Consider the following 24,566-nt stretch of genomic DNA (forward strand, 5'->3'; position numbering starts at 1 on the left):
GGAATTGAGTTATGCGTGCCAAAATCCCGGCACTGACTGACATCACTACCTCTACGCCATTACGTCTCGAAGTCGCGGCGCAATTGGCTTTCCCTGATGGATCGATGTCAGTTTCTGCTTTGCGCCGATTGGTTGTTGCTGGGCAAGTGTCGCACGAATTGATCGCTGGCAAGTATTACGTCACGCTTGCCGCTATAGAGGAAATGAGATCGTCATGCCGCGTCCCAGCAAGCCGCCCTACCTCCGCAAAAAGAGGCGTGCCGGCAGAGAAACCATGTGGATCATCCGCGACGGCGACAAAGACGCTGGCACGGGATGCTATGAACATGATCGCGCAGGAGCTGAAAAAGCCCTCGCCGCGTACATCACCAAAAAGCACGACCCAAAGAAGGCGCTGAGCGCTAACGACGTAAACACGATCAAGATCACCGACGTTTGCTCGCTCGAAATTCGACACATCAGTAAGCGCAACATCGATCAGACGTATAAGAACCAACTGATCTCCGCCATCCAGCGCATCGGCAATTGGTTTGCCGATTACACCATCGGCGATCTCGATGGCGCGCTGCAAGAACGGTACGCCGAAGAGCGCTTAACAGAGACCGGTGCATCAGCGTTTCGTGATCTGAAGTTATTGCAGGCGGCGATCAATCGTTGCGTTAAGAAAACCAAGGGCGGCATCCAGCCGAAGTTCAGTGCGACGCTACCGCCCGCGCCAAAGTCTCGCGAGCGCTATTTAGAGCGCGGCGAGGCCGCGAAGATGTTGTGGACCGCTTGGCGATATCGCAAGGCGACCAAACTAGCGACCAGCAAGGGTCGCCACACGCTGCGCCATCTCGCGCGATATATCCTTGTCGGTCTCTACACTGGTTCGCGCAACGGCGACATCTGCAACGCGGCTGTGATCCCGACCATCGGTCGCGGTTATGTCGATCTTGAGCGCGGCATCTTCAAGCGCAAGCCGGACAACAAGGAGGCGACCAGCAAGCAGCAGCCGACAGTGCCGCTGCCGCCTCGCCTGCTTGCGCACATGCGTCGCTGGAAGCGGCTCGGCATCTCCAACCACTCCGTTGTCGAATTCATGGGCAAGCCCGTAAAGCGCGTTCACGATGGCTGGGAAAGCCTCGTTGAGAAGGCTGGGCTCGGGACTGACGACAAGCGCCGCAAGGTGGTGCGCCACACGCTGCGCCACACTGCGATCACGTGGTACCTTGACGCGGGGGTGGATATCGAGCTGGTGAGCCAATATTGCGGCGTGTCGGTCGAGACCATTCGCAAGACCTACCGGCACGAGACGCCGCGCACGTTCGACAACTTGCTGGGCGTGAAGCTGAGTCGCTCCCGAAAACCAAACGTTTCCGGGACCGTTTCCGGGACCGCGCAGCGGCAGAATTAAAAGAATCCTTCAAAAACAAGTACATGCGTCTAACCCGCCGTTTCCGGCGGGGAAAGGGCGGCATCCACCACTGGTCAGCCTGCACTCCCCGTGAAATAGTTCCGCGCCAACCAAGATCCGCGAGCCCGCAGCGCGGAAAATCACAAGAATCCGGAATTCGCACCGGAGAAGCCAGAGGAAGCCCCAACAAAGATGCCCGTCGTTCTCGATCCCGATGCCGCCGCTGTCTTCAAGGCGTTTCAGGAGGCCGGCCGCCCCGCTTACGAAACGCTGACCGCTCCCGAAGCACGCGCGTATTACCTGCAGGCGCGCTTTGTCAGTAATCCGGAGCCGCCGGAGCTGGCGCAGATCGAGCCGTTATCGATCCCCGCCCCGCACGGCGCGATCCCGGCGCGAATCTACCGGCCGAAGAAGCTGCGCCAGAAGGATGGGATGTCTCCGGCGCTGGTGTTCTTCCACGGCGGCGGCTGGGTGATCGGCGATCTCGACACTCATGACGTGGTCTGCCGCAAGCTTGCCGATGAAGGCGAGCTGATCGTGATCTCCGTCGACTACCGCCTTGCGCCCGAGCACAAATTCCCCGCGGCCGTGGAGGATGCCATCGCCGCGACGAAATGGGTGGCGGCAAACGCAAGGCAGCTCGGCATCGACGCCGCGCACTTGTGCGTCGGCGGCGACAGTGCCGGCGGCAATCTCGCCGCTGTCGTGTCGATCGCTGCGCGCGATGAGGGCAACCCTGCGATCGCGGGACAGGTGCTGATCTATCCGGCGGTCGATTTCGCGATGACGCATCCCTCGCACAGCGAGCCCGAAACCAGCATCCTGCTCACCCACTCCGTCATCCGCTGGTTTCGCGATCACTATCTCAGCAGCGCCGCCGACGCGCATGACTGGCGCGCTTCGCCGGCCCGCGCAAGCACCCTGATCGGCCTGCCGCCGGCCTTTGTGCTGACCGCCGGCGCCGATCCCTTGCGCGACGAAGGCGACGAATATGCCGAGCGTCTCAAAGCGGCCGGCGTGCCCGTGACCTACAAGCACTTCCCCGGCCAGTTCCACGGCTTCTTCACCATGGGCAAACTGCTCGACCAGGCCAACGTCGCAGCAAGCGATATCGGCGCGTGGCTGAAACAGTTGAACGCGTAACCGAACGGGCGACTAGACGCTTTCCCCCGCCCTCGCCGCCCGCCGCAGCGATTGCGGAGGCTGGCCGAAGGCGCGGATGAAGGCGCGTCGCATCCGCTCCGGATCGCGGAAACCGGTCGCCTCCGCGACGCGTTCGATGGCTTCGGCGGAGGACTGCACGCGCTGCCGCGCCACCTCGATGCGCAGGCGCTCCACCGCCTTCGATGGCGTGGTGCCGGTCTCGGCGACGAAGGCGCGGGTGAAGTGACGCGAGCTCATGCCGGCCTTCTCCGCCATGTCCTCGACCGTCAGCGGCGCATTGAGATGCTCGCGCGCCCAGGCGAGCAGCGGGCCGAAGCGGCCGTTTGCAGCCTTCAACTCCAATAGCGAGGAGAACTGGGACTGGCCGCCGCTGCGGCGATGATAAAGCACGAGCTGCCGCGCGGTCTTCTGCGCGATCTCCTCGCCGTAGTCCTCGGTGATCATCGCTAGCGCGAGGTCGATGCCGGCGGTGATGCCGGCCGAGGTCCAGATGTTGTCGTCGCGGGTGAAGATGCGATCCGGCTCGAGTTTCACTTTCGGATAGGCGGAAAGAAAATGCTTGGTCCGCTGCCAATGCGTGGTGGCGCGTCGGCCGTCGAGCAGGCCGGCTTCCGCGAGGATATAGGCGCCCGAGCAGACACTGGCGACGCGGACACCGCGCCTGGCGAGCCCGCGCACGAATGCCAGCGTCTTCGTACACTTCGCCGCCGCGCGCACGCCCTCGCCGCCTGCCACCACCAGTGTGGTGATCGCCGCTGACGGTCGCAGGCCCCGCGCGAACATCTCGGCGCCGGACGACGAACGCACCGGCCCTGGCGTCACCGCGATCACCTTCAGCTCGGGTGGATTGCCGGCAAAGCGCGCGGCGATCTCGAAGGCCGAGATCGGGCCGGCGGCATCCAGCAATTGAAAGTCCGGAAATACGAGAACGCCGATCATCGGGGCTTCTCCTGTCGACGTCAGAACCAAAGGGCTGAGTCCTGAAATAAGGGAATTATGCCATTTTGGACATCAGGCCACCATGCCATTCTGTCGCGGTCAACGGATATTTGAGGCCCCCATGTCGACCCCGCTACAGATCGGACTTCTGGTGTTTCCCAAGGTGACGCAGCTCGACCTCACGGGGCCGCTGCAGGTGTTCTCCTCCGTGCCCGGCGCCAAAGTGCATCTGGTATGGAAACGGATCGAGCCGGTGCCGAGCGATACCCCGCTGGCGCTGACGCCCACGGTCAGCTTCGTCGACTGCCCGCAGCTCGACGTGATCTGCGTTCCCGGCGGCATGGGCGCCGACGACATGGCGAACGATGAGGAGATGCTCGCCTTCCTGCGCAAGCAGGCGGAGGGCGCAAAATATATCACCTCGGTGTGCACAGGATCGCTGGTGCTCGGCGCCGCCGGCCTGCTTAGGGGTTATCGCGCCACGACGCATTGGTCAGCGATCGATTTTCTCGCAGCCTTCGGTGCGATCCCGACGCGGACGCGGGTCTGCGTCGATCGTAACCGCATCACCGGCGGCGGCGTCACCGCCGGCATCGATTTCGCGCTGACGCTGGTGTCGGAGCTCGTCGACCGCAAGACGGCGCAAGCCATTCAGCTTCGTCTCGAATACAACCCGAAGCCGCCGTTCAATGCCGGTTCGCCGGATACCGCACCAGCCGAAATCCTCGCCTTCATGAAAGAGAAGATGGCATCGTCACAGGCGCGCCGTGGCGAACTGATCGCCCGCGCCGCGGCGCAGCTCGGATAAATCGCGAGCCAAAGAAAAAGGCCGCCAGGTTTCCCGGGCGGCCTTTCCTGTCTTACGGTGGCCTCACATTAACGGGCGATTTCAGGACGTCTGCACCGGGGGCCTATGTCCCGCGCGCATCCCACTCGGAAGCCGCTGCTCATCGGGGCAGTCGCGATCTGGAGCCCGATCCGACGCGGTGGTCATCCACCTCCGTAAGATGACCCTATTGAGCTCCGCCCCCGCGTGAAGCGCAAGGACGTCGTATCGCCCGTCCCCGCTGTTACCGTTGTTCACAGCCACGCGTGCGCCGCACGCGCAATTGCGCGCTCGCACAACGTCCGAATGAGGTTGATTCAGCTTGCGGGCGTCCAGGGCTGATAGTCGCCGGTCGCCTTCGGGCGGCGGCCGCTTGCCAGCGTCGAGCCGGACGGACGATACGCCGCCGGTGTGCCCGTCATGTTCGGCACATGCGGCTTTTCCCATTCCCGCGGCGTGTATGTCTCTTCGGTCGGCGGCACGTCGACGACGTGATGCAGCCAGCCATGCCAGGACGGCGGCACCCGCGAGGCCTCAGCGTAACCGTTGTAGATCACCCAGCGGCGCTCGAAATGCAGCACCGGATCGATCGCACCGCCACGGGTGCGATAGTAGCGATTGCCCTGCTCGTCCGTGCCGACCAGTTCGCCGAAGCGCCAGGTCCAGAGCTGCGTGCCAAAGGTCTGGCCGTTCCACCACGTGAAGAATTTGAGCAGGAATTGTTTCATGAAGCGCCGGCCGGTTCGGGATCGTTGGGCTCTGATGCCATCGGCGGATCGAATTGTCCAGATTGCCGCACATGTTGTGATCCGGACCGGAACATCACGGCGCAGTGTTGGCGGCCAATTGTCGCGGAATTGGGTCTAACCCGTTCATTCGCCATACAGTTCCTATTTGAAAGGCTGACGCCCCGCGCATCGATGTGGCGCGAGGTTCGGGAACACCGGCCCCCGGAAAGGGTTGGATCATGTCCCGCAGATGGAGTCCCAACGATGATCAATCTCAAGGTTTTAAGCACCGCCGCGGCGCTGGCCCTGGTGGTGCCGCTCGTCATTCCTAGCGAAGGTTTTGCCCAGGGCACCAAGTTCTCCGCTGGGCGGGTCGGCGGAGGCGGTATGGCTATTGGAGGCGGCGGCGGAGGATTCCGTGGAGGTGGCGGTTTCGGCGGTGGAGCAGCCATCGGCGGAGGCGGATTCCGCGGCGGCGGCTACGCCGGTGGCGGCGGCTTCCGTGGCGGCGGCTTTGCCGCCGGCAGCCCTGGCCTTGGCACCAAGTTCGCGGGCGCTCCCGCTTACCGCGGCGGCGCGATCGCCAATCCTAACTGGGGTGCCGGCCGGCCCGGATGGAGTGGCGGATATCGTCCCGGCTGGCGCGGCGGCTATTATGGTCATCGCCGCTACGGAGTCTGGCCCGGCGTCGCGGCAGGTGCCCTGATCGGCGGCGCACTCGCATCGAGCGCTTATTATGATCCCTACTACTATGGCTACGGCTATGGGCCGGGCTACGGCTATTACGACGATGGATACTATGATGACAGCGTAGCGGTTGCGGCCGCACCTGACGGCGGTGACGACACCTACTGCCGGCAACGCTACAAGTCATATGATCCGGCGTCAGGCACCTATCTCGGTTATGACGGCAGGCGTCATCCCTGCCCCTGACCGACTGAGTCCTCTCGCGTGAAAAAGGGCGGCAAGAGCCGCCCTTTTTTGTTGAGAGGTCGCCCCCACATCGCACAACATGAATTCTGCCTTAAGCGAATCTCGTATGCACCGCATCTTGCAGACGCGCTATCGCGCTTCCGCCTTAATCAAACAGTCGGCCGTGCTGGTCGGCAGATACCGATATCGTCTCGACAAGAGGATCCGTCGTGCCGCGCGTTCTCGTGGTCGATGACGACCTCATGGTGTCCGCCACCATCGAGGTCTGTCTGAAGCGCAAGGGGTTTGACGTCACCGTCGCTGACGGCGCCGAGGCCGGAATGGTTGCGCTCGAAGGTAACAGCTTCGATGTGATGCTGGTCGACGTCTTCATGCCGCATATGCGCGGCTTCGAATCGATCCGGATTTTCCACGAGCGCGCGCCGGACATCCCGGTGATCGCGATGTCCGGCTACGCCTTCGCCAACGCCGATCGTGCGCCGGATTTCCTGCGCATGACGCTCGAACTTGGTGCAACGCGCTGCCTGCGCAAGCCGTTCACGCCGGAGGCGCTGATCACCACCGTCAACGAATGCCTCGGCAAATCGGCAACGTCGGCCCGCTTCTCGAAATGACTACGACCGCGTCGCCAGCACGACGGCGCCGAACGTGAAGACCAGCGCCACGATCTGCGTCGGTCCAAGCGGCTCGCGCAGCGCAACCGCTGATGCTACGACGCCGATGACGGGGACCGCCATGGTGCCGATCGCCGCGATCGAGGCCGGCAATCGCCTGAGCGCGGCGAACCAACTCACATAGGCGATGCAGAACTGGATCACGGTGGAATAGACCAGCAGCCACCAGCCGAGCGTCGTCACGCGATCGAGATGGGAGGTCTCGATGAGGAGCCCGACCACGGCGACCGGCAGACAGCCGAGCCCGATCTGCCAGGCCGCCGCCGGGACTGGCGCCATCTTGAGCGGCAGTCTCTTCGCGAGCACCGTCCCGAGCGCAAAGCCGAACGAGCCCGTGATCGCCATGATGATCCCGGGCAGCTTCTCGCGGCTCGCGGAAAGCCCGTTGCCGCCCATGATGACGGCGAGCCCGGCAAAGGCCATCACCAGCGCGATGGTGCGCAGCAGCGTCGGCCGTTCGCCGAGCACCGGCCAGGCCAGGATCGAGGCCCAGACCGGCATGGTGTAGGCGATCAGCGCGGCTTCGCTGGCCGGCAGCCAGAGCAGCGCGAGGCCCATCAGCACCATCCAGCCGGTGACGTTCAACAGCGCCGCCAGCATCAGCCGCAGCCACATCTCGCGGCCGACCAGAAGGCTCTGCCCGCGAAGGACCGCAAGCAGCGCCAATAGCGCGGCCCCGATCACGCCGGTCGAGCCGCGCAGCGTCAGCGGCGGCAGTTCGCTCAGGAGGTACTTCGTCACCGGCCAATTGAAGCCCCAGCCCACCGAAGTGACGGCGAGGAACAGGAAGCCCGCGGGCGCGAGGCGGCCGCGCGCGGTCGGTTTTGATTCTGTCATGGAGCCCGGCAGGGAATGGAATCGGAGCATACCGTGCCGGTAATCGGTCAACGAGACCAGCGGCAACGCGACATGCCAGCCGAGCATGCCGGTTCTAACCCTGCAGCGGGTTGGCCGCACCAGCGTTGACACGATTAAGACGATCGGTCATATTGAACGTTATGGCGAGACCAAGTGTCAAAGAAAATATCGTTGCGGCTGCCCTTGAAACCCTGCACAGCCGGGGCTTCAACGCAACCGGCGTGCAGGACATCACCGATGCGGCAGGGGTGCCGAAAGGATCGTTCTACAATCATTTCGAAAGCAAGGAAGAGCTCGGCGTCGAGGTCATCGAGCGCTACTGGCAAAGGGCGCTCGCCTCGTTGAGCATGCTCAGCGATCCCAATGTCCCGCCACTCGTCCGGCTCAAGTCGTATTTCCGGTCGCTCGACGAAATCTCGCGCAAGCAAAAATATCAGCGCGGCTGCCTGATCGGAAATATGGCCACCGAGATGTCAGGCCAGAGCCGTCCGATTCGCGAACGATTGGCCATCATCTTGGCCGCGTGGAGCCGCGGCATCGAATCCTGCGTCAGGGAAGCCCAGGCCGACGGGTCGATGCGCGGCGATATCGACGCCAAGCTGATAGCCTCTTTTCTCTTGAACGCCTGGGAAGGCACCGTCATGCGGGCGAAGGTCGACAAAGACCGGGCTGCGCTCGAAGCGTTCGAAAAGGTGGTGTTCACCAGCCTCTCGTGATGAAGGCAGAAGCGCGACCCGCTGTCGCTTGATTGCATACAATATGACCGGTCATCTTAGAAGGAAAAATGAGCGTGACACTGCATTCTTCTCTCAGAATTGGCCGCTACGAACTGGCGCACCGCGTGGTCATGGCACCGCTCACGCGGATGCGAGCGTCGGAGCCGGGCTCCGCGCCGACCTCCTTGAACGCCCGCTATTACGGACAGCGCGCCAGTCCAGATGGCTTGATCATTGCCGAGGCAACTCAAATTTCCTGGCAAGGCAAGGGATACCCCCGCACGCCGGGTATCCACACCGATGAGCAAGTTGCCGGCTGGAAGGGAGTTGTGGACGCGGTTCATGACAAGGGCGGCCTGATCTTCCTGCAGCTTTGGCATACCGGTCGAATCTCACATTCGAGCCACAGACCTGATCGTGGACTGCCGGTCTCCGCTTCGGCCATCACTCCAGCCGGACAAGCGTTCGGGTCGGCATTCGAACGTCTGCCCTACGAAACGCCTCGCGCGCTCGATACCGAGGAGATTCCGGAGGTTGTCGAGGACTATAAGCGGGCGGCCGCTCGCGCGATCTTCGCCGGATTCGACGGTGTCGAACTACACGGCGCCAATGGTTACCTGATCGACCAATTTCTGCAGGATCGTACGAATAATCGCACCGATCAGTATGGCGGCTCGATCGCGAACCGCGTCCGTTTTCTGCTGGAGGTGACCGACGGACTGATCAACGTGTGCGGCAACGAGCGGGTCGGTGTTCGACTCTCGCCGTTCGGAACGGTCGGTGACATCGGAGACTCTGATCCGCTTCGGCTGTTTGCCCACGCCATCGAGGCGCTGTCCGCGCGGCGTATTGCATATCTTCATCTGATCGAACCCCGCGCGAACGCAGGTGTCCGTGACGAGGCGAATCTGGATGCGCCAGCGTCCGTGGCAGCCCTGTTTCGCAGGGCGTTCAAAGGCCCTCTGATCGCCTCAGGCGGCTTTACAAAGCTCTCCGCCGAAGCGGAGCTCAAGTCCGGAACCGTCGACGCCATCGCGTTCGGTCGCGCCTTCATCGCCAATCCGGACCTGCCGCATCGCCTCGCGATCGATGCGCCCCTCAATGCCTTTGACCGCCGGACATTCTACGGCGGCGACGAGCGGGGATACACCGACTACCCCGCCCTCGCCTCATTGCGCGGTGTCGCCTGACTTCGCTCCCAAATCATTCGGAGGAAAAAAGTGCTGACGGTCCAAGTCGTGGATTATGGAAAGCCGTGGGACGTGGTGAAGACAGTGGATTCACACCGTCCTGATTTCGATCGGAGTGCACGCAATGCCTAAAAATCAAATGATCCTGCTCAAGCGTCGCCCGACGGGAATGCCCTGCGACGAAGATTTTGAGCGGTCTGAGCAGACAACGCCGGAGCTCTCGGAGGGGGAAGCCCTGGTGAAGACGCTTTACCTGTCTCTCGACCCCTACATGCGCGGGATCATGGACCAGAAGGAATCGTACATCCCCTCGGTCAACCTCGGGGAGGTCATGCGAGGGCATGTCGTCGGCGTCGTGGTCCAATCGCGGGCGGCGACGCTCGATCCTGGCGACCATGTTCATGGCATGGGCGGCTGGCAGGCTTACTCGGTCGGCCCGGCCAGCACATGGCGCAAGATCGACACCATGCTGGCTCCGCTGCCGGCCTGGCTTGGACCTCTCGGATTGCCGGGATGGACCGCTCATGTCGGCCTGATGGACCTCGGCTCTCCCAAGCCGGGCGAGACGGTCGTGGTTTCCTCGGCAGCCGGGGCGGTCGGAACGGTCGCCGGTCAGCTCGCCAGGATCGCCGGTTGTCGCGTGGTTGGAATCGCCGGCGGGTCCGATAAATGCCGCTATGTCGTTGACGAACTCGGGTTTCACGCCTGCGTGGACTACAAGGCGCCCGATTTTGACCGCGCGCTGGCGGCAGCCGTCCCCAGCGGCATCGATATCAACTTCGAGAATGTCGGCGGGAGCGTGCTCGATACAATCTGGCCACTCATGAACCGGCATTCCCGCCTTGTCGTTTCAGGGTTGATCGCTCAGTACAACCAAACCGCGCCCTGCCCGGGGCCTGATCTGACGGTGCTGCTCCGCAACCGCATCAACATACGCGGGTTCATTATCTCCGAGCATCTTGCGCAGATTCCGAATGCGGTTCAGCAGGTCGGACGGCTGTTGCGCGACGGCCAGATCAAGACGCGGGAGGACATCGTGGACGGCCTCGACAAGGCTCCGGCCGCTTTCATCGGGATGCTGAATGGACGAAACTTCGGCAAGCTCATGGTTCGGCTCGCAGAGGGGCAGTAGGTTCGATGACGTCCCCGGATTGGAGCCTCCCGCCCCCCGTGCTGACGCTGATATGCCATGTTCGCGCGGAACTGGGCGAGCGGTTGTCACTGTCAGGCACGCCACTGGGTGAACGGGCGATCGCCGAGGTCAAGGCACTCACGATGAGCGGCAATCGCCTGAACGCCTCGCTGGCGGGCAAAGCCGCGGCAGACTGGCTGATCGTTGCTCCCGACCGGTCATTCAGTCTCCTCGACGTGCGCTTTACCGCGCGAACGGACGACGACGTCCTCATATTCGTCCAGTACAATGGCCGTTTGCGTTTCTCGACGGAGGGGCACTTGCACAAAGTCGTCGTCGCGCCACGGTTTGAGACCGGCGATCCGCGCTATGCCTGGTTGAATGGCGTCCAGGCTGTCGGCAACGGGGAGTTCGATGCGCGTGCCCGCAGCCTGCGATACGCCTTCTACGCTGTTGAGTGACGCGGGCGATTCGCACGAGCCGCGGCGGATAGAGAATGTCCGCCATAGCCGCGTTCTCCGTAAGCCCACGTGAGTCTTCGAAATTCAATCCGTCGGCTGCCAAAAATACCTGCCCTGTGAAAAGCGGGCGAAGCGTTGTTCCACAGCACCCATGAGATTTTTTTCTCTTGGGAATCCTTCAGGACTCACTGATACTTGGCGGTATCACAGGCGTGGCACCGCCCCTGTTTTCCTCCGTTTTCCACCATATTTAGTATTTGATTCAGGAACTCGTACTAGTCCTTGACGGGCGGTACGGACTTGGCCTAGCTTTCCTCCTGTTCGGCGCGAGTGTGTTTCGGGTCCCCGCCGGTCGCTCCCAAAAGGGTCCAGAACGACCACTCCGTCAGCCGATCAGGCTGCGGGTGAAGGATTTTTTGCCCTTGGTTTCGGGGCAGTTTGGGACGCCAACAACGGGCCGGAAAAGGCTCATCGGTGACCTGCCGCGTTGATGAGTTTTGGGGCGTTGAATGCACGAACCGAACGGTCCGCCTGGGCCGGTCAGGGTCGTGCCGCCGCCGGATCGGTGCCAGCCGATTCCCTGCGGTCGAGAGAAACAGGCCGGTCCACCGGCTGAGCTTGCGGGGCTCTGGCCCCCCACCCTTTGGACGGAAGGATGGGACCGGGGACTCGCTCTAGGAATAACATTTCCGGACCACCCCAACGCAGGGAGGCCGGGCAGAAGACGGGGCACGAGCATGCATATCGAACGGCGCAACACCACGGCCGGAGAATCTCCTTACGCCGGAATCAATTTCAGACTGACCACGTCTGAGATCCGCAATCCGGATGGCTCCGTCGTATTCCGTGCTGACAATGTCGAGGTGCCCGAATTCTGGTCGCAGGTCGCCTCCGACGTGCTCGCCCAGAAATATTTCCGCAAGGCCGGCGTCGCCGCGCGGCTGAAGAAGGTCGAGGAGGAGACTGTTCCCTCGTGGCTGTGGCGCTCGGTGCCCGACAGCGAGGCGCTGGCGCTCCTGCCTGAGAGCGAGCGCATCGTCGGCGAGACCTCGGCCAAGCAGGTGTTCGACCGCCTCGCCGGCTGCTGGACCTATTGGGGCTGGAAGGGCGGCTACTTCTCCTCCGATGAAGACGCGCAAGCCTTCTTCGACGAGATCCGCTACCAGCTCGCCAAGCAGATGGTGGCGCCGAACTCGCCGCAATGGTTCAACACCGGCCTGCACTGGGCCTATGGCATCGACGGCCCCGGCCAGGGCCACTATTACGTCGACTACAAGACCGGCAAGCTGACGAAGTCGAAATCGGCTTACGAGCATCCGCAGCCGCACGCCTGCTTCATCCAGGGCATCGAGGACGACCTCGTCAACGACGGCGGCATCATGGACCTCTGGGTACGCGAGGCGCGCCTGTTCAAATATGGCTCCGGCACCGGCTCGAACTTCTCGCGCCTGCGCGGCGAAGGCGAAAAACTGTCCGGCGGCGGCCGCTCGTCCGGCCTGATGAGCTTCCTCAAGATCGGCGACCGCGCCGCCGGCGCGATCAAGTCCGGCGGCACCACGCGCCGCGCCGCCAAGATGGTCGTGGTCGACATCGATCACCCCGACATCGAGACCTATATCGACTGGAAGGTGAAGGAGGAGCAGAAGGTCGCCGCCCTCGTCACCGGCTCCAAGATCAACCAGAAGCACCTGAAGGCGGTGCTGAAGGCCTGCGTCAACTGCGAAGGCTCGGGCGACGACTGCTTCGATCCCGAGAAGAACCCCGCGCTCCGCCGCGAGATCAAGCTGGCGCGCCGCGCCATGGTGCCCGACAATTACATCAAGCGGGTGATCCAGTTCGCCAGGCAAGGCTACAAGGACCTCCAGTTCGACATCTACGACACCGACTGGGATTCGGAGGCCTATCTCACCGTCTCCGGCCAGAACTCCAACAACTCGGTCTCGCTGAAGGACGACTTCCTGCGCGCCGTCGAGACCGACCGCGACTGGAACCTGGTCGCCCGCACCAACAAGAAGATCACCAAGACGCTGAAGGCGCGCGATCTCTGGGAGAAGATCGGCTATGCCGCCTGGGCCAGCGCCGATCCGGGCCTGCACTTCAACACCACGATGAACGACTGGCACACCTGCAAGGCGTCCGGCGACATCCGCGCGTCCAACCCGTGCTCGGAATACATGTTCCTGGACGACACCGCCTGCAACCTGGCGTCCACGAACCTGCTCACCTTCTACGACACCACCACCAAGCGCTTCGACATCGAGTCCTACGAGCATCTGTGCCGGCTCTGGACCATCGTGCTCGAGATCTCTGTGCTGATGGCGCAATTCCCCTCGAAGGCGATCGCGGAGCTGTCCTACGAATTCCGTACGCTCGGCCTCGGCTTCGCCAATATCGGCGGCCTGCTGATGACCATGGGCCTGCCCTATGACTCCAGGGAAGGCCGTGCGCTTTGCGGCGCGCTGACCTCGATCATGACCGGCATCGCCTACAAGACCTCGGCCGAGATGGCGGCCGAGCTCGGCACCTTCCCCGGCTACAAGAAGAACGCGGCCCACATGCTGCGGGTGATCCGCAACCATCGCCGCGCCGCGCATGGCCAGGCCACCGGCTATGAGGCGCTCTCGGTCAACCCGGTGCCGCTCGACCACGCCTCCTGCCCGCAGGCCGATCTGATCGGCCACGCGACCAGGGCCTGGGACGATGCGCTTTCGCTCGGCGAGACCAACGGCTATCGCAACGCGCAAGTCACCGTGATCGCGCCGACCGGCACCATCGGCCTGGTGATGGATTGCGACACCACCGGCATCGAGCCTGATTTCGCGCTGGTGAAGTTCAAGAAGCTCGCCGGCGGCGGCTACTTCAAGATCATCAACCAGGCAGTGCCGGCAGCCTTGCGCGCGCTCGGCTATCGCGAGAGCGAGATCGCGGAGATCGAGGCCTACGCCGTCGGCCACGGCTCGCTCTCCAACGCGCCGGGCATCAATGCCTCTACGCTGAAGGCAAAGGGCTTCACCGATGAAGCCATTGCCAAGGTCGAGAAGGCGCTGCCGACCGCGTTCGACATCAAGTTCGCCTTCAACAAGTGGACCTTCGGCGAGGACTTCATCCGCGACCAGCTCGGCATCGGCGCGGAAGCGATCGCCGCCCCCGGCTTCGACCTGCTCTCGGCGATCGGCTTCTCCAAGCGCGAGATCGAGGCCGCCAACGTGCACATCTGCGGCGCGATGACGGTGGAGGGAGCTCCACACCTCAAGGCCGAACACTATCCGGTGTTCGACTGCGCCAACCCCTGCGGCAAGATCGGCAAGCGCTATCTCTCGGTCGAGAGCCACATCCGCATGATGGCGGCGGCGCAGCCGTTCATCTCGGGCGCGATCAGCAAGACCATCAACATGCCGAACGACGCCACGGCCGAGGACTGCAAGGCAGCCTACATGCTGTCCTGGAAGCTGGCGCTGAAGGCCAACGCGCTCTATCGCGACGGCTCGAAGCTGTCGCAGCCGCTCAACTCGCAGCTCATCAGCGATGATGAGGACGAGGACGATGCGGTCGAGGCGCTCTACGAGAAGCCGATGGCCGCGCGCGCCGCGCAGGTCTCGGAGAAGATCGTCGAGAAGCTGGTCGAGCGCATCGTCGTGATGCGCGAGCGCGAGAAGATGCCGGATCGCCGCAAGGGCTACACCCAGAAGGCGGTGGTCGGCGGCCACAAGGTCTATCTCCGGACCGGCGAATATGACGACGGCCGCCTCGGCGAGATCTTCATCGACATGCACAAGGAAGGTGCGGCGCTCCGCTCCTTCATCAACAACTTCGCGATCGCGGTCTCGCTCGGCCTGCAATACGGCGTGCCGCTCGATGAATATGTCGACGCCTTCACCTTCACCCGCTTCGAGCCCGCAGGGCCAGTGCAGGGCAACGACTCCATCAAGTACGCGACCTCGATCCTTGACTATGTCTTCCGCGAGCTCGCGGTGAGCTATCTCGCCCGCTTCGACCTCGCCCATGTCGATCCCAACGAGAGCGGCTTCGACGCGCTCGGCAAGGGCGTCGAGGAAGGCAAGGACCCGGAGGCGCCGCAGCACCAGGCAACAAAATACCTGTCGCGCGGTCTCACCCGCTCGCGCACCGACAACCTCGTCGTCATGCGCGGCGGCTCGACCGCCGTCAGCCAGACCACCGACAACGCGCCCGCCGGCGGCTCCCGCGTCACCGCCCTCTCCTCGCAAGGCGCGCAGTCCCGCGTCTCCGACACCATCGAAGGCGCGGTGGCGCTGAAGCAGGAAACGGAGCACGACCTCTCGCCGGCGGAAAAGGTAGGGCACTGGAGCAAAGCCGGCACCGCCGCTGCGGTTGCGCCGACGAAGGCCGAACGCCGCGCGGAAGCGAAGGCCAAGGGCTATGAGGGCGAGATGTGCTCGGAGTGCGGCAACTTCACGCTGGTGCGGAACGGTACGTGCATGAAGTGCGACACGTGCGGAAGTACGACGGGGTGTTCGTGATTCTGCGATGACGGTCATGCTGCCCGGCCTTGACCCGAGCATCCACGAAAGGCGGCCGAAAGGCCGCCTTTCCTATGTTCAAATTGTGTCGAACTCGATCCATAACCTATAATTGCAGAGTGCGACAACAAACATCTTTCACCAGTAAGACTTGTCATGACGACTGACGAAAAGACTACCAAAAAGGAAGCCCTTTGCTTTGTCGTAGGCCCAATCGGCAAAGAGGGTACTCCCGAGCGAAAGCACGCAGATTTGCTGCTAAATGCGATCATCAAGCATGTGTTGGAGAACAACGAGTTCGGTTACAAGGTCAGACGTGCCGATGAGGACGCAGATCCTGGCATGATCGGAGATCGCGTTATTGCCGATATAACAAGATCACCGCTGGTTATTGCCGACCTGACCGATTTAAATCCGAACGCATTTTATGAACTAGGAATTCGTCATGCAACTGAACTACCGACCATACACATCGCGAGGTCCGGCACACCTCTGCCATTCGACAACGTTGCCCATCGCACTATATTCGTCGATCTAACTGATTGGCAAAGCATCGAACAAGCTCGCAGTCGACTGGCAGATTCCGCCAGAGCAATCGCCAAGCCGGACTACAGGGTTAGCAATCCCATTACACAAGCCAACGCCAGCTTTAAGATGCGGCAAAGTGAAGATCCCCGCGAGAGACTTCTAGCTGAACTACAGGAACGCCTGGTATCCATTGAGAGTGCGCTAGCTCAGTCATCCCGCAGACAAAGCTCCAAATTGTGGGACGACACTAAAAATCGAGAAAAAATAAGAGATCGCGTCTCAGATGAAATAATTGAGATCGCCAGCGCAGAACGAAAAAACGGACGCAGCAGCGATGAAATCCTGGCTTTACTAAACACTCATATATTCGAAGAGACGCCAACTGACATCCGTCTCGATGGCAACAACATCTCAATTAGCTATCCGGGAGTTTCTTACTCTAGCAACTTAGTTGATTAGCTCGTCGGCGGATTAGCCGAAGGCCTAATCCTCCGCCGCTCACTCCTCGCACTCTCGACAATCTTGTAGACGAAAACGAGCAGAAAATCATGCCCATTAATTTATCGACCATTTCTAATTTTGGCGGGACAGACGCGGATGAAGATGCCTTGCTGCTGGACTCCTTCGAAGATCATCCGGCTTACTCGCAAATTGTGCAGCACGAAAGATTCTGCATTCTTGGCCGGAAAGGGAGCGGAAAAACAGCGATCTTCAAGAAAATCCTACAGGACAGGCAAGCCAACGCATTCTCGTTCGGCCACACATTCACAGATTACCCATGGCACCACCACGACAAACAAAAAAAGGCCGGAGTGCCTGAGGAACAGTGCTTCGTGCAAAGCTGGACCTATCTTTGTCTGATCTCGCTGTCAAAAATCCTTCTCAATCAAGACCACTCACAGCCCTATAGCGAGGGCACCGTTGATCATATCCAGCGCGTTGAAAGATTCATTCTCGACACGTACGGCAGTCGTGACCCGGACGTTACACAGATATTTTCTCCTTCCCATAAACTGCGATTCTCGGGCGACATCGGGATCAATTGGAAAATCTTTAAGGCATCCACAAAGATAGACAGCATCGAGATGGAGCATCTACCGACGATTGCCCAAGAGGTGAATCATAATCTCCGCACGTCCGTTGTCGAAAGCCTCAATCCCGAGAACCACTACTACGTCTTATTCGACCAGTTAGACCTCGGATTTTCGATTGAAGACAAGGCGTACTCCTTGAGGCTGATCGGATTGCTGCTCGCCGCAAAGGAGCTTAACGTTCTCGCCAAGGCAAAAGGAAAAAAGCTGACGATAGGTATTTTCTTGAGAGACGACATTTACGGCTCACTGCGCTTTGAAGACAAAAACAAAATAACCGAAAATTTTGCCGCCCCCGTCTATTGGGATCACGGGCCGAACCATCGCACGATGAAGAGCCTTATGGAAAAGCGGTTCACCACGGTTACGCAGTCGAGCAAGCACATCGATTGGGAGGAAATATTTGATGAACTACACAAGATGACCGGTCGACAGACCAAGTACCAATACATGAGCGATCGAACATTCTTGCGACCGCGCGATATGATTAAGTTTTGCAATGAAACGTTGACGGCTTACAAAGCGTCTATGGATGGCGCTGGAAGGTTCGAGAACAAACACATTTTGGCTGCTCAATCTCATTATTCGGACTACCTTTACAGAGAGCTTGAGGATGAAATTCACAAACAGATTTCGAACTATGAATTTTATGTCGAAGTTCTGAAAAATTTGGACTCTCTCCAATTTACCCGAGACGATTTTCTTCAATCATGGGAAAGCCGAAGATCGCTCTTGTCCGGCGACGATAAGCCTGACCTCGCAATGAAGCAGCTATATAGTTTCTCACTCATTGGCTATTATTCGCCGGGTGGCGGAGCGGGTGGATCGGAGTACATCTGGAAATACAAAGACCAAAAAAGCACATTCAATGAGAACGCATCGCAGTTCCGAGTTCATCCCGGCTTTAAAGAAGTGCTTGGCCTAAAGAAGTTCAGCCGCTCGGACCCAGGCTAGACCGACGGAAACCAGCGGATGAATTGCCTGCGGTTTTGCCACGCCGGCGCCCCGTCGCTCCTCAATGGCCTTCAGCGCGTCGGGCGAATTAACTGATCCGCCCAGCGCGCTCTACCGCTGTCGTTGCGCCAGATAGAATCCGGACAGCACCAGGACCAGCCCTGTCGCCTGCAGCGCGGTCGGGGGCTCGCCGAGCAGGAGCCAGCCGACGAGCAGGGTCAGCGCCGGCACCATCGCCGGGAAGACGGCGGCGCGGGCGACGCCGAGAAGCTGGATCGAGAATGCGAACAGATACAGCGCCGCGGGGCCGGCCAAGATTCCCTGCCCCACGGCCTGCAGCGCGTTTTCGCCGAGGCCCAGCGCCACCACGCGGCCGAGCCCGCCGGATGCCGCATAGACCGGCAGCAGCAAGAGCGACAGCACGCTGATGACGGTGGCCGCGGAGAAGGCGGAGATGCTCCAACGGCGCAGCAGCGCGGCGAAGACCGCGAACATCAATCCGGTCAGGACGAAGATCAGATCGCCCAGCACGCCGTCGGGCCCGATATGGCCGATCGATTCAGCCCCGATCACGGCCAGGCCGCCGACGATGACGACCGCCCCGAACACCCGCGAAAACGAAATCCGCTCCTTCAGCAAAACGGTGGCGAGAAACAGGCCGCCGAGCGTCGCGCAGGAAGGCTGGATGACGCTGCCATGCCCCAACGGCACGAACAGGAAGCCGGTATAGCTGATGATTGACATCACGGGTCCGCCGAGCACCATCAGCACCAGTCCACGGCCCCATCCGATGCCGCAGAGATTGCCTAGTCCGGCGCGAAGCACGAGCGGCAGGAACGCGATGCCCGACCACATATAACGATGCATCAGCAGGTCCGCGGGCGTGAATCCGACCTTCAGCCCGTGCCGTGTCGAGACGAAGCCGAGCGCCCAGCACAACGCCGCGCCAAGGCCGCAGGCGACCCCAAGCAAGGCCGGTTTCGCATCCGATTTGTGGGTTGGAGCATCGGCGCCGATGGTCGGCTTGGTCATCGCCGACGCTTACGTCAGCCGCCACAGCGGATCAACCCACGGCCATGCAAGGCTGACGGGCGCATGGGCCATCGAAAGAGGGTAACGAAAACGTGGACCTCGGGCATTTTGTGCCGCGAGAACGCGGACCCGCATCGCATCCGCTGTTTGACAATCGAATCGAAGCACGTAGCCGCAGGCAGGATAGTTAGTCCAATTTTCTCGCCGGTGCCGAATATCCGGGAGACACCCATCCAGTTGACCGCCGCGCTCTTTCATCCGAGTCTGCAACTCTGATGGTTACCTTCGACGAGCAATTTCGCCGGCAGTTGCGCGAACTCCTGATCTGGCGGCGCGACGTGCGGCGATTCCGGACCGATCCGCTGCCTGACGGTGCGCTGGAGCGGCTCATCGACATCGCCTGTCTGTCCCCGTCGGTCGGTCTGAGCCAGCCGTGGCGGTTCGTCATCGTGGAGGACCCGGTGCGACGCAGCGCTGTGATCGACGACTTCAGGGCCTGCAACGCCGATGCTCTGGCATCCTATTCGGGCGATCGCGCGGCGCGATATGCCGCATTGAAGCTGGCAGGTCTCGAGGAGGCGCCGGGTCATCTCGCTGTGTTCGCGGACAAGGCCAGCGAGATCGGCCACGGCCTCGGACGCGCAACCATGCCGGAGACAGTCGAATATTCGGTCGTCGCGGCCATCTGCTCGATGTGGCTCGCCGCGCGGGCCGAAGGAATCGGACTCGGATGGGTGTCGATCCTGAACCCTGTGCGGATCAATGAAATTCTGGACGTACCAAGCTCTCAGAAGCTCGTCGCTTATCTCTGCGTCGGTTATCCGCAGATGGAGCTTGACCATCCCGAGCTTGAACGAGAAGGTTGGGAAAATCGACATCACTCGCGTGAGTTCACGACGCGACGATAACGCGTCACGAGGCGGCTCGGAGCGAACAAGCACCGTGTGGGGTTCTTTATCTCGAGACGATCTCAGCGCGGCGGCGGCCAACGGCCCGGCTGCGTGTAGACAAAGGCAAAGCGCGGGTTGATTCCGCAATACGAGAACGTGCCGGACGCGCTCGCCAGGCATTGTTGGTAGGTCCGGAAGTAGCAGAGGCCCGGAAGGCCATAGTCCTTTCCCTGCAGGCAGAAAGGATAGTCCTGCGCGGCGGCTGGCGAGATTGCTCCCAACGCTGCTGAAACCGCAACGGTCAGGGCGAGCATAAGTCGTCGCATGAGATACCTCCTTAAGGATTGGTGCCTGGTTCGACGGAGGAAGTCGTTCTTGCGCCCGGTTGATCTGGGTCAACGCGGCTTGGGAAGAATATGCAATCGATGGCAGCCGCGAAACTGGGAGAGTAGACATGTAGGAGAAATAGACATGATGACCAAAACGATGTTGACGGCAGCCACGGCATTTTCCCTCCTGGCCATGCCAGTCATGGCGCAGCGCGGCGACGCGGAAAGGAGTGGCCATCATTATTCGGGCGGCCCCAAGACTGAAGTGCCGCACCATATGGGCAAGAAGCAAACCACCGGCTCTTCCAAAAAGGCGAGGTCCGGAGGTCACCACTACACCGGAGGCCCCGCCACCGGCACTCCGCACCACATGGGCGAGAAGCAGTAGCGCGGCTTGGCTGCTCTTTTCTCGAACAGGTGCGCCCCGCCGATGGATTGTCCGTGCTGCTTTCGACCATCTTTGGCGTTTTCGAAGGGCCAGGACGTGTTCCTGAAAACCGTCGCGTGCGACAAGAGGAAGGAATGATTTCGTTCTGCATCTGACTCTATTTCGTTCCCAAAGAACGAATCGGAATCGAGCAGATCGGGCGCGATGAAAGCCTAACGATTGGTTTCTGCCGGACTGGTCGAAGACGCAAACAGCTCGGCGTTTATGAGAGCTGCGCCTACCGCGCCGGGCGCACGAACTCGCCGGAAGCGGCCAGCCGAGGCCGCCATAAATTTTCCCTCACGCCCGCGTTGTCTTGATCAAAGCGGCGGCAGGACCTATCCTCTCGCTCATCTCGGACTGCCGCACTCCGTTGATGCAAGACTGAATGGAGAGCGCATCGGTGCCCCAGACGGACGACCCGAAGCCGGACCAACCGCACGGCATGAAACCCGCCGATGGCGATCTGGCTCGCGCCTATGAACGGATCAAGAGCGCCGAGGAAGATCTGGCGCGGCTGGACCGGTTGGTCTCCGGATTGGAGCACCGCGGTGACAGCCCACCTCCCCCGCAGGAAGGAACTGGTGCAGAGCCAAGCGGCGCTCCTGTGGACGCGGCGCCAACGTCGGAGAAGAACGAGGCTCGCCAGCCAGACCCGAAACGCGGCCGCCCCATGCTGCGAGTCCTCGTCGGCCTTCTGTTGGCGATAGGCATCGTTGGCGCAGCGTTCGCTGCGCGATATGGCAATGAGGCCAAGGCGATCATGGCGCGATGGGCGCCGCAAGCCTCAGCGCCCCCGGCGGCATCCGAGCCTCGCGCGTCGACGAAATCGCTGATGGTCGAGGTCGCCGATGCCGGTGAACAGCCCTCCACGCCGTCTCCTTCGAGCCAGAAAGACGTGCCGGCGCCTTCCAGCAGCAAGGAAAGCAAGGACGTTCCGTCAGCCGGCGCGCCGCCACCAGCCAATTCGACCTCGGCCGATGTGGCACAATCGCTGAAGGCCATCGCGCAGGGCCTTGCGAACATCAACGAAAAGCTTGAGCAACTGAAGAGCAGTCACGACCAGACGCTTCGCGAGCATGCCGACTCCATTCAGCAGCTCAAGACGGCGCAGGAGCAAGGCGCCCGGGACAACGCGCGCATCGCCGAGCAGGTGCAGGCGCTGCAAGCGCAGCTCGCCACTCTGTCCGCGAAAGCCGCCGCGCCAGGGGTGAAGAAGGAGACCGATGCGGCTGCGCGTCCGCGCCTGCCTGTAGCCACACCTCCGCGGCCCAGGCGGCCGCCACCGCCTTGGAGGCCGCCCCCGTATATGGCCGAACCCTGGGACGATCCCTATTGGTGAGGTGCACGATCGTTCCGAGATCGCTACGCGCAATGCTGGCGTTCTCGGATCGCACGAGAAACGACACCAATCAGCGAGTACAAACGCTGAGTTTATTTTTGTCCGGCGCGCTGCTGCGTACATTCACTCCTGGAGCACACGCTAACGGAGGCAAGAATGAAAACTTTCATTGCTTTATTGTCGACGATTTTCGTGCTGGTCGTTCCTGCACAGGCGTATTCAAGAACCGTTTTTGTCGGGAAAGTGCCCAGTGTCTGGCGTACGCCCAACGGTGCTGCCTTTTTGGAATTCCGGCACAATCCCGATTCAAATCGCGTGTGGGTGTCAGCGACCCTGTGCGACAAATACGTCACCGGGGATTGGGCGGCATCCGACTGCAAACTCTACAACCAGCACAAAATCAGAGTTGCCGGCCTTGTCTACATAGTTCGTCAGGCGCCATTCGCTTTGGCAGCCACGTCTGCGCATGGGTGGAAAATGGACCGGGGACGCCGATCTATCGGCAGACAGGCGACTGCAAGCTCAACATCCACACTGTTCGCGCCGATTACGACAATGGGTTTGAGAGGTACTGGCGCCCGATGGATGTGATCACCATGCAACTGAATAATCCACGTGGCAGATAGCACGTCGGCGGGTTACGCTTCCCTAACCCGCCCCACGCACTTCGCCTCGATGCGTCACGCCGCCTTGGCGGTCTTCTCCGGCGGAGCCGTTTCCATCGCGCGCATGTAGAGATCGAGCAGGCTTTCGCGTTCGTCGCGTTCCTCTTTATCCTCTTTCCGCAACTTGATGATTTCCTTGAGGATCTTCACATCGAAACCTTCGGCCTTGGCTTCCGAGAAGACCTCCTTCTTCTGCTCGTTCAACTCCTGCAATTCGGTGTCCAGATTCTCGATCCGCTCGACGAAGGAACGAATACGCCCGCCGGGAATAGTGATGTCAGACATGGTGCCTCTTTGCTGAATGAGGTCGTGAAAATGACCGAAAAGAAATAACCAATGTGTTAACCTCAAAGCCTGCCGGAAGCAGCGCTCGCCCGACCAAACGCATGACGGATCAAGCCTCAGGCGAGTCGCCCGATCACGCGGCTTGAGTCGAATCCCCTGCATTCTCCGTAATTTCCCGATGGGGGATCACCCGGATTCTCCGCCGTCCTCACTGCTGCTATCGATAGAGCGTGAGGTCGCTTACCGCAGGAGGCGGAACATGGCTGAACTCTATTTCCATTGCTCTGACGCCGAACACGTTCTGATCGATGAATGCGGTCATGCCATGGACCTGGCCGAGGCGCGCGAGCATGCAGAAGGCCTGGTGCGCGCCCTCATCATGACGCCCAGCGATGAAGATTGGCGGAGCTGGATCGTGCACGTCACCGATGAGCTCGGCGAGGAACACTTCGCCCTGCCGTTCACGTCCGTGCTTGGCAAATTGCACTGAGGCGACCCGCCATGCGGCTCGCACACCCGTCCTGGAGACCGCTGCGCCGGCGCCTGAACGCGATCATCGCCGGCTGCCACAGGCTGATCGAAAGCGTCTGTAATCCCTACCGGCCCGAGCTTCATTACATGCGAGGACCCGGCCCGAAGTGGCAGGCGAGGCATCGGCCCCGGTAAGGGCCGCCGACTCGCGATCTGAGCCCCCCATCAAAAAGCCCGCGACCAAGTCGCGGGCTTTTGCTGTCACAGGGCTTTGGACGCGTCGCTCAGCGGGATGCGAGACCGGTTTCGGTCCGCGCGGCCGCCGTCGCCGCCCTTACCTTCGGGCGCGGGGTCAGGACGCTGAGCTGGTGCGGGGAAGCCGCCGAAGGGGCGACCTGCGGTTGCTCCTGGACATTCGCGGCTCCAAGCAGCCCGATTTGCACCGGCGAGATCGGCAGCCCCTTAACTGCGTAGGTCGGCAACTCCGCAGCGAAGCTGGCAGTGCCACCTGCGATCGAGATAGCGAGGGCGGCTGCGATGGTGAGGGAAGTCTTCTTCACTGCAATTCTCCTGGGTAGGTTCGAAGGCAGGAGATAAGCATCCTATTGCGCTGCGGTATGCGCCTTGTTGCATTGCAACAATGCAGGATTGCGATCCGTTGCCTGGCGAAGCGATTTCTTTCGTCGCTCGCGCGCGGCACAGCATCGAATGGCTGAAATTTACGCCAAAACAGAATGCCCTTCTGGCCCCGCCTTCGATCCTCATCCCGAGGAGCCGCGAAGCGGCGTCTCGAAGGATGGGCCGCGGGCGAGAGTGGGGCCTCATGGGTTCGAGACGGCGCTTTGCGCCTCCTCACCATGAGGGTCTGAGAGCGCGCGGCGAGGCGAATTTAGCCAGCAATTCCAACGTGATTTGCTCCGTCCAGCCTTGCCGCAAAAAACATTCCGCTTCCGCCGTCGGGCAAATCAGCATTATGACTCCGCGCGTCTCACCCGAATGAGGGGCGGCTCGCGATCGTCACGAACGTTGCGGTGAG

24 protein-coding genes are annotated in these 24,566 nt (G+C 61.4%); 17 read left to right on the forward strand and 7 right to left on the reverse strand.

Annotated features, from left to right (window positions below; genetic code table 11):
* Positions 1–214 precede the first annotated feature (214 nt).
* Both I6F35_RS03030 and I6F35_RS03035 read left to right on the forward strand, forming a co-directional pair.
* On the forward strand, positions 215–1,396 hold the full coding sequence (locus I6F35_RS03030; RefSeq protein WP_225116168.1) for a tyrosine-type recombinase/integrase: 1,182 nt from the start codon (positions 215–217) through the stop codon (positions 1,394–1,396).
* Between the two features lie 192 nt (positions 1,397–1,588).
* Complete coding sequence (locus I6F35_RS03035; protein WP_225116169.1) at positions 1,589–2,539, forward strand: alpha/beta hydrolase; 951 nt, start codon at positions 1,589–1,591, stop codon at positions 2,537–2,539.
* Between the two features lie 12 nt (positions 2,540–2,551).
* Here the strand turns inward: I6F35_RS03035 and I6F35_RS03040 are convergent, their stop codons facing one another.
* Positions 2,552–3,499, reverse strand: a complete 948-nt coding sequence (locus I6F35_RS03040; protein WP_225116170.1) for a GlxA family transcriptional regulator — start codon at positions 3,497–3,499, stop codon at positions 2,552–2,554.
* 121 nt (positions 3,500–3,620) lie between these two features.
* Between I6F35_RS03040 and I6F35_RS03045 the strand changes: the two genes are divergently transcribed.
* A complete protein-coding gene (locus I6F35_RS03045) occupies positions 3,621–4,307 on the forward strand; it encodes a DJ-1/PfpI family protein (RefSeq protein ID WP_225116171.1) in 687 nt (228 codons plus the stop codon).
* A 335-nt stretch (positions 4,308–4,642) separates the two neighbouring features.
* Here I6F35_RS03045 and I6F35_RS03050 read toward each other — a convergent pair whose 3' ends face one another.
* Complete coding sequence (locus tag I6F35_RS03050) at positions 4,643–5,053, reverse strand: NADH:ubiquinone oxidoreductase subunit NDUFA12 (RefSeq protein ID WP_225116172.1); 411 nt, start codon at positions 5,051–5,053, stop codon at positions 4,643–4,645.
* 264 nt (positions 5,054–5,317) lie between these two features.
* Between I6F35_RS03050 and I6F35_RS03055 the strand changes: the two genes are divergently transcribed.
* Positions 5,318–5,986: a BA14K family protein gene (locus I6F35_RS03055; protein WP_225116173.1), complete on the forward strand. Its 669-nt coding sequence runs from the start codon at positions 5,318–5,320 to the stop codon at positions 5,984–5,986.
* A 209-nt stretch (positions 5,987–6,195) separates the two neighbouring features.
* On the forward strand, positions 6,196–6,600 hold the full coding sequence (locus I6F35_RS03060) for a response regulator (RefSeq protein WP_225116174.1): 405 nt from the start codon (positions 6,196–6,198) through the stop codon (positions 6,598–6,600).
* Here the strand turns inward: I6F35_RS03060 and I6F35_RS03065 are convergent, their stop codons facing one another.
* A complete protein-coding gene (locus tag I6F35_RS03065; RefSeq protein ID WP_225116175.1) occupies positions 6,601–7,497 on the reverse strand; it encodes a DMT family transporter in 897 nt (298 codons plus the stop codon).
* 110 nt (positions 7,498–7,607) lie between these two features.
* Between I6F35_RS03065 and I6F35_RS03070 the strand changes: the two genes are divergently transcribed.
* From I6F35_RS03070 to I6F35_RS03100, 7 genes are all read left to right on the forward strand, one after another.
* Positions 7,608–8,234, forward strand: coding sequence for a TetR/AcrR family transcriptional regulator (locus I6F35_RS03070; protein WP_225116176.1), 627 nt, complete (start codon positions 7,608–7,610; stop codon positions 8,232–8,234).
* 68 nt (positions 8,235–8,302) lie between these two features.
* On the forward strand, positions 8,303–9,424 hold the full coding sequence (locus tag I6F35_RS03075) for an alkene reductase (protein WP_225116177.1): 1,122 nt from the start codon (positions 8,303–8,305) through the stop codon (positions 9,422–9,424).
* 139 nt (positions 9,425–9,563) lie between these two features.
* On the forward strand, positions 9,564–10,556 hold the full coding sequence (locus I6F35_RS03080) for an NADP-dependent oxidoreductase (RefSeq protein WP_225116453.1): 993 nt from the start codon (positions 9,564–9,566) through the stop codon (positions 10,554–10,556).
* Positions 10,557–10,594: 38 nt separating this feature from the next.
* Positions 10,595–11,017 carry a DUF3237 domain-containing protein gene (locus tag I6F35_RS03085; RefSeq protein WP_346283135.1) on the forward strand — a complete coding sequence of 141 codons (423 nt, stop codon included), beginning with the start codon at positions 10,595–10,597 and terminating at the stop codon, positions 11,015–11,017.
* Between the two features lie 737 nt (positions 11,018–11,754).
* On the forward strand, positions 11,755–15,516 hold the full coding sequence (locus I6F35_RS03090) for a vitamin B12-dependent ribonucleotide reductase (protein WP_225116179.1): 3,762 nt from the start codon (positions 11,755–11,757) through the stop codon (positions 15,514–15,516).
* A gap of 156 nt (positions 15,517–15,672) precedes the next feature.
* Positions 15,673–16,503 (forward strand): hypothetical protein, encoded by an 831-nt coding sequence (locus I6F35_RS03095; protein WP_225116180.1) that lies wholly within the window; start codon positions 15,673–15,675, stop codon positions 16,501–16,503.
* Positions 16,504–16,592: 89 nt separating this feature from the next.
* The gene (locus I6F35_RS03100; RefSeq protein WP_225116181.1) at positions 16,593–18,089 is read left to right on the forward strand and encodes a hypothetical protein; all 1,497 of its coding nucleotides are present in this window, start codon (positions 16,593–16,595) and stop codon (positions 18,087–18,089) included.
* A 111-nt stretch (positions 18,090–18,200) separates the two neighbouring features.
* Here the strand turns inward: I6F35_RS03100 and I6F35_RS03105 are convergent, their stop codons facing one another.
* Positions 18,201–19,121: a DMT family transporter gene (locus I6F35_RS03105; RefSeq protein ID WP_225116182.1), complete on the reverse strand. Its 921-nt coding sequence runs from the start codon at positions 19,119–19,121 to the stop codon at positions 18,201–18,203.
* 275 nt (positions 19,122–19,396) lie between these two features.
* On the opposite strand from I6F35_RS03105, the gene bluB reads away from it, so the two are divergent.
* Positions 19,397–20,029: a 5,6-dimethylbenzimidazole synthase gene (gene bluB / locus I6F35_RS03110; protein WP_225116183.1), complete on the forward strand. Its 633-nt coding sequence runs from the start codon at positions 19,397–19,399 to the stop codon at positions 20,027–20,029.
* 62 nt (positions 20,030–20,091) lie between these two features.
* On the opposite strand, the gene I6F35_RS03115 is transcribed toward bluB, so the two are convergent.
* A complete protein-coding gene (locus tag I6F35_RS03115; protein ID WP_225116184.1) occupies positions 20,092–20,337 on the reverse strand; it encodes a DUF3551 domain-containing protein in 246 nt (81 codons plus the stop codon).
* 145 nt (positions 20,338–20,482) lie between these two features.
* Here I6F35_RS03115 and I6F35_RS03120 point away from each other — a divergent pair, with 145 nt between their 5' ends.
* From I6F35_RS03120 to I6F35_RS03130, 3 genes are all read left to right on the forward strand, one after another.
* Positions 20,483–20,728 carry a hypothetical protein gene (locus I6F35_RS03120; protein ID WP_225116185.1) on the forward strand — a complete coding sequence of 82 codons (246 nt, stop codon included), beginning with the start codon at positions 20,483–20,485 and terminating at the stop codon, positions 20,726–20,728.
* A gap of 442 nt (positions 20,729–21,170) precedes the next feature.
* On the forward strand, positions 21,171–22,109 hold the full coding sequence (locus I6F35_RS03125) for a hypothetical protein (protein WP_225116186.1): 939 nt from the start codon (positions 21,171–21,173) through the stop codon (positions 22,107–22,109).
* A 156-nt stretch (positions 22,110–22,265) separates the two neighbouring features.
* A complete protein-coding gene (locus tag I6F35_RS03130; RefSeq protein WP_225116187.1) occupies positions 22,266–22,700 on the forward strand; it encodes a hypothetical protein in 435 nt (144 codons plus the stop codon).
* Positions 22,701–22,789: 89 nt separating this feature from the next.
* On the opposite strand, the gene I6F35_RS03135 is transcribed toward I6F35_RS03130, so the two are convergent.
* Positions 22,790–23,059: a DUF2312 domain-containing protein gene (locus tag I6F35_RS03135; protein ID WP_225116454.1), complete on the reverse strand. Its 270-nt coding sequence runs from the start codon at positions 23,057–23,059 to the stop codon at positions 22,790–22,792.
* A 259-nt stretch (positions 23,060–23,318) separates the two neighbouring features.
* Between I6F35_RS03135 and I6F35_RS03140 the strand changes: the two genes are divergently transcribed.
* Positions 23,319–23,549, forward strand: coding sequence for a hypothetical protein (locus I6F35_RS03140; protein WP_225116188.1), 231 nt, complete (start codon positions 23,319–23,321; stop codon positions 23,547–23,549).
* Between the two features lie 265 nt (positions 23,550–23,814).
* On the opposite strand, the gene I6F35_RS03145 is transcribed toward I6F35_RS03140, so the two are convergent.
* The gene (locus I6F35_RS03145) at positions 23,815–24,090 is read right to left on the reverse strand and encodes a hypothetical protein (RefSeq protein ID WP_225116189.1); all 276 of its coding nucleotides are present in this window, start codon (positions 24,088–24,090) and stop codon (positions 23,815–23,817) included.
* Between the last annotated feature and the right edge of the window lie 476 nt (positions 24,091–24,566).

It is taken from the genome of Bradyrhizobium sp. BRP22 (genome assembly GCF_020194175.1).
Classification (GTDB): Bacteria; Pseudomonadota; Alphaproteobacteria; order Rhizobiales; family Xanthobacteraceae; genus Bradyrhizobium.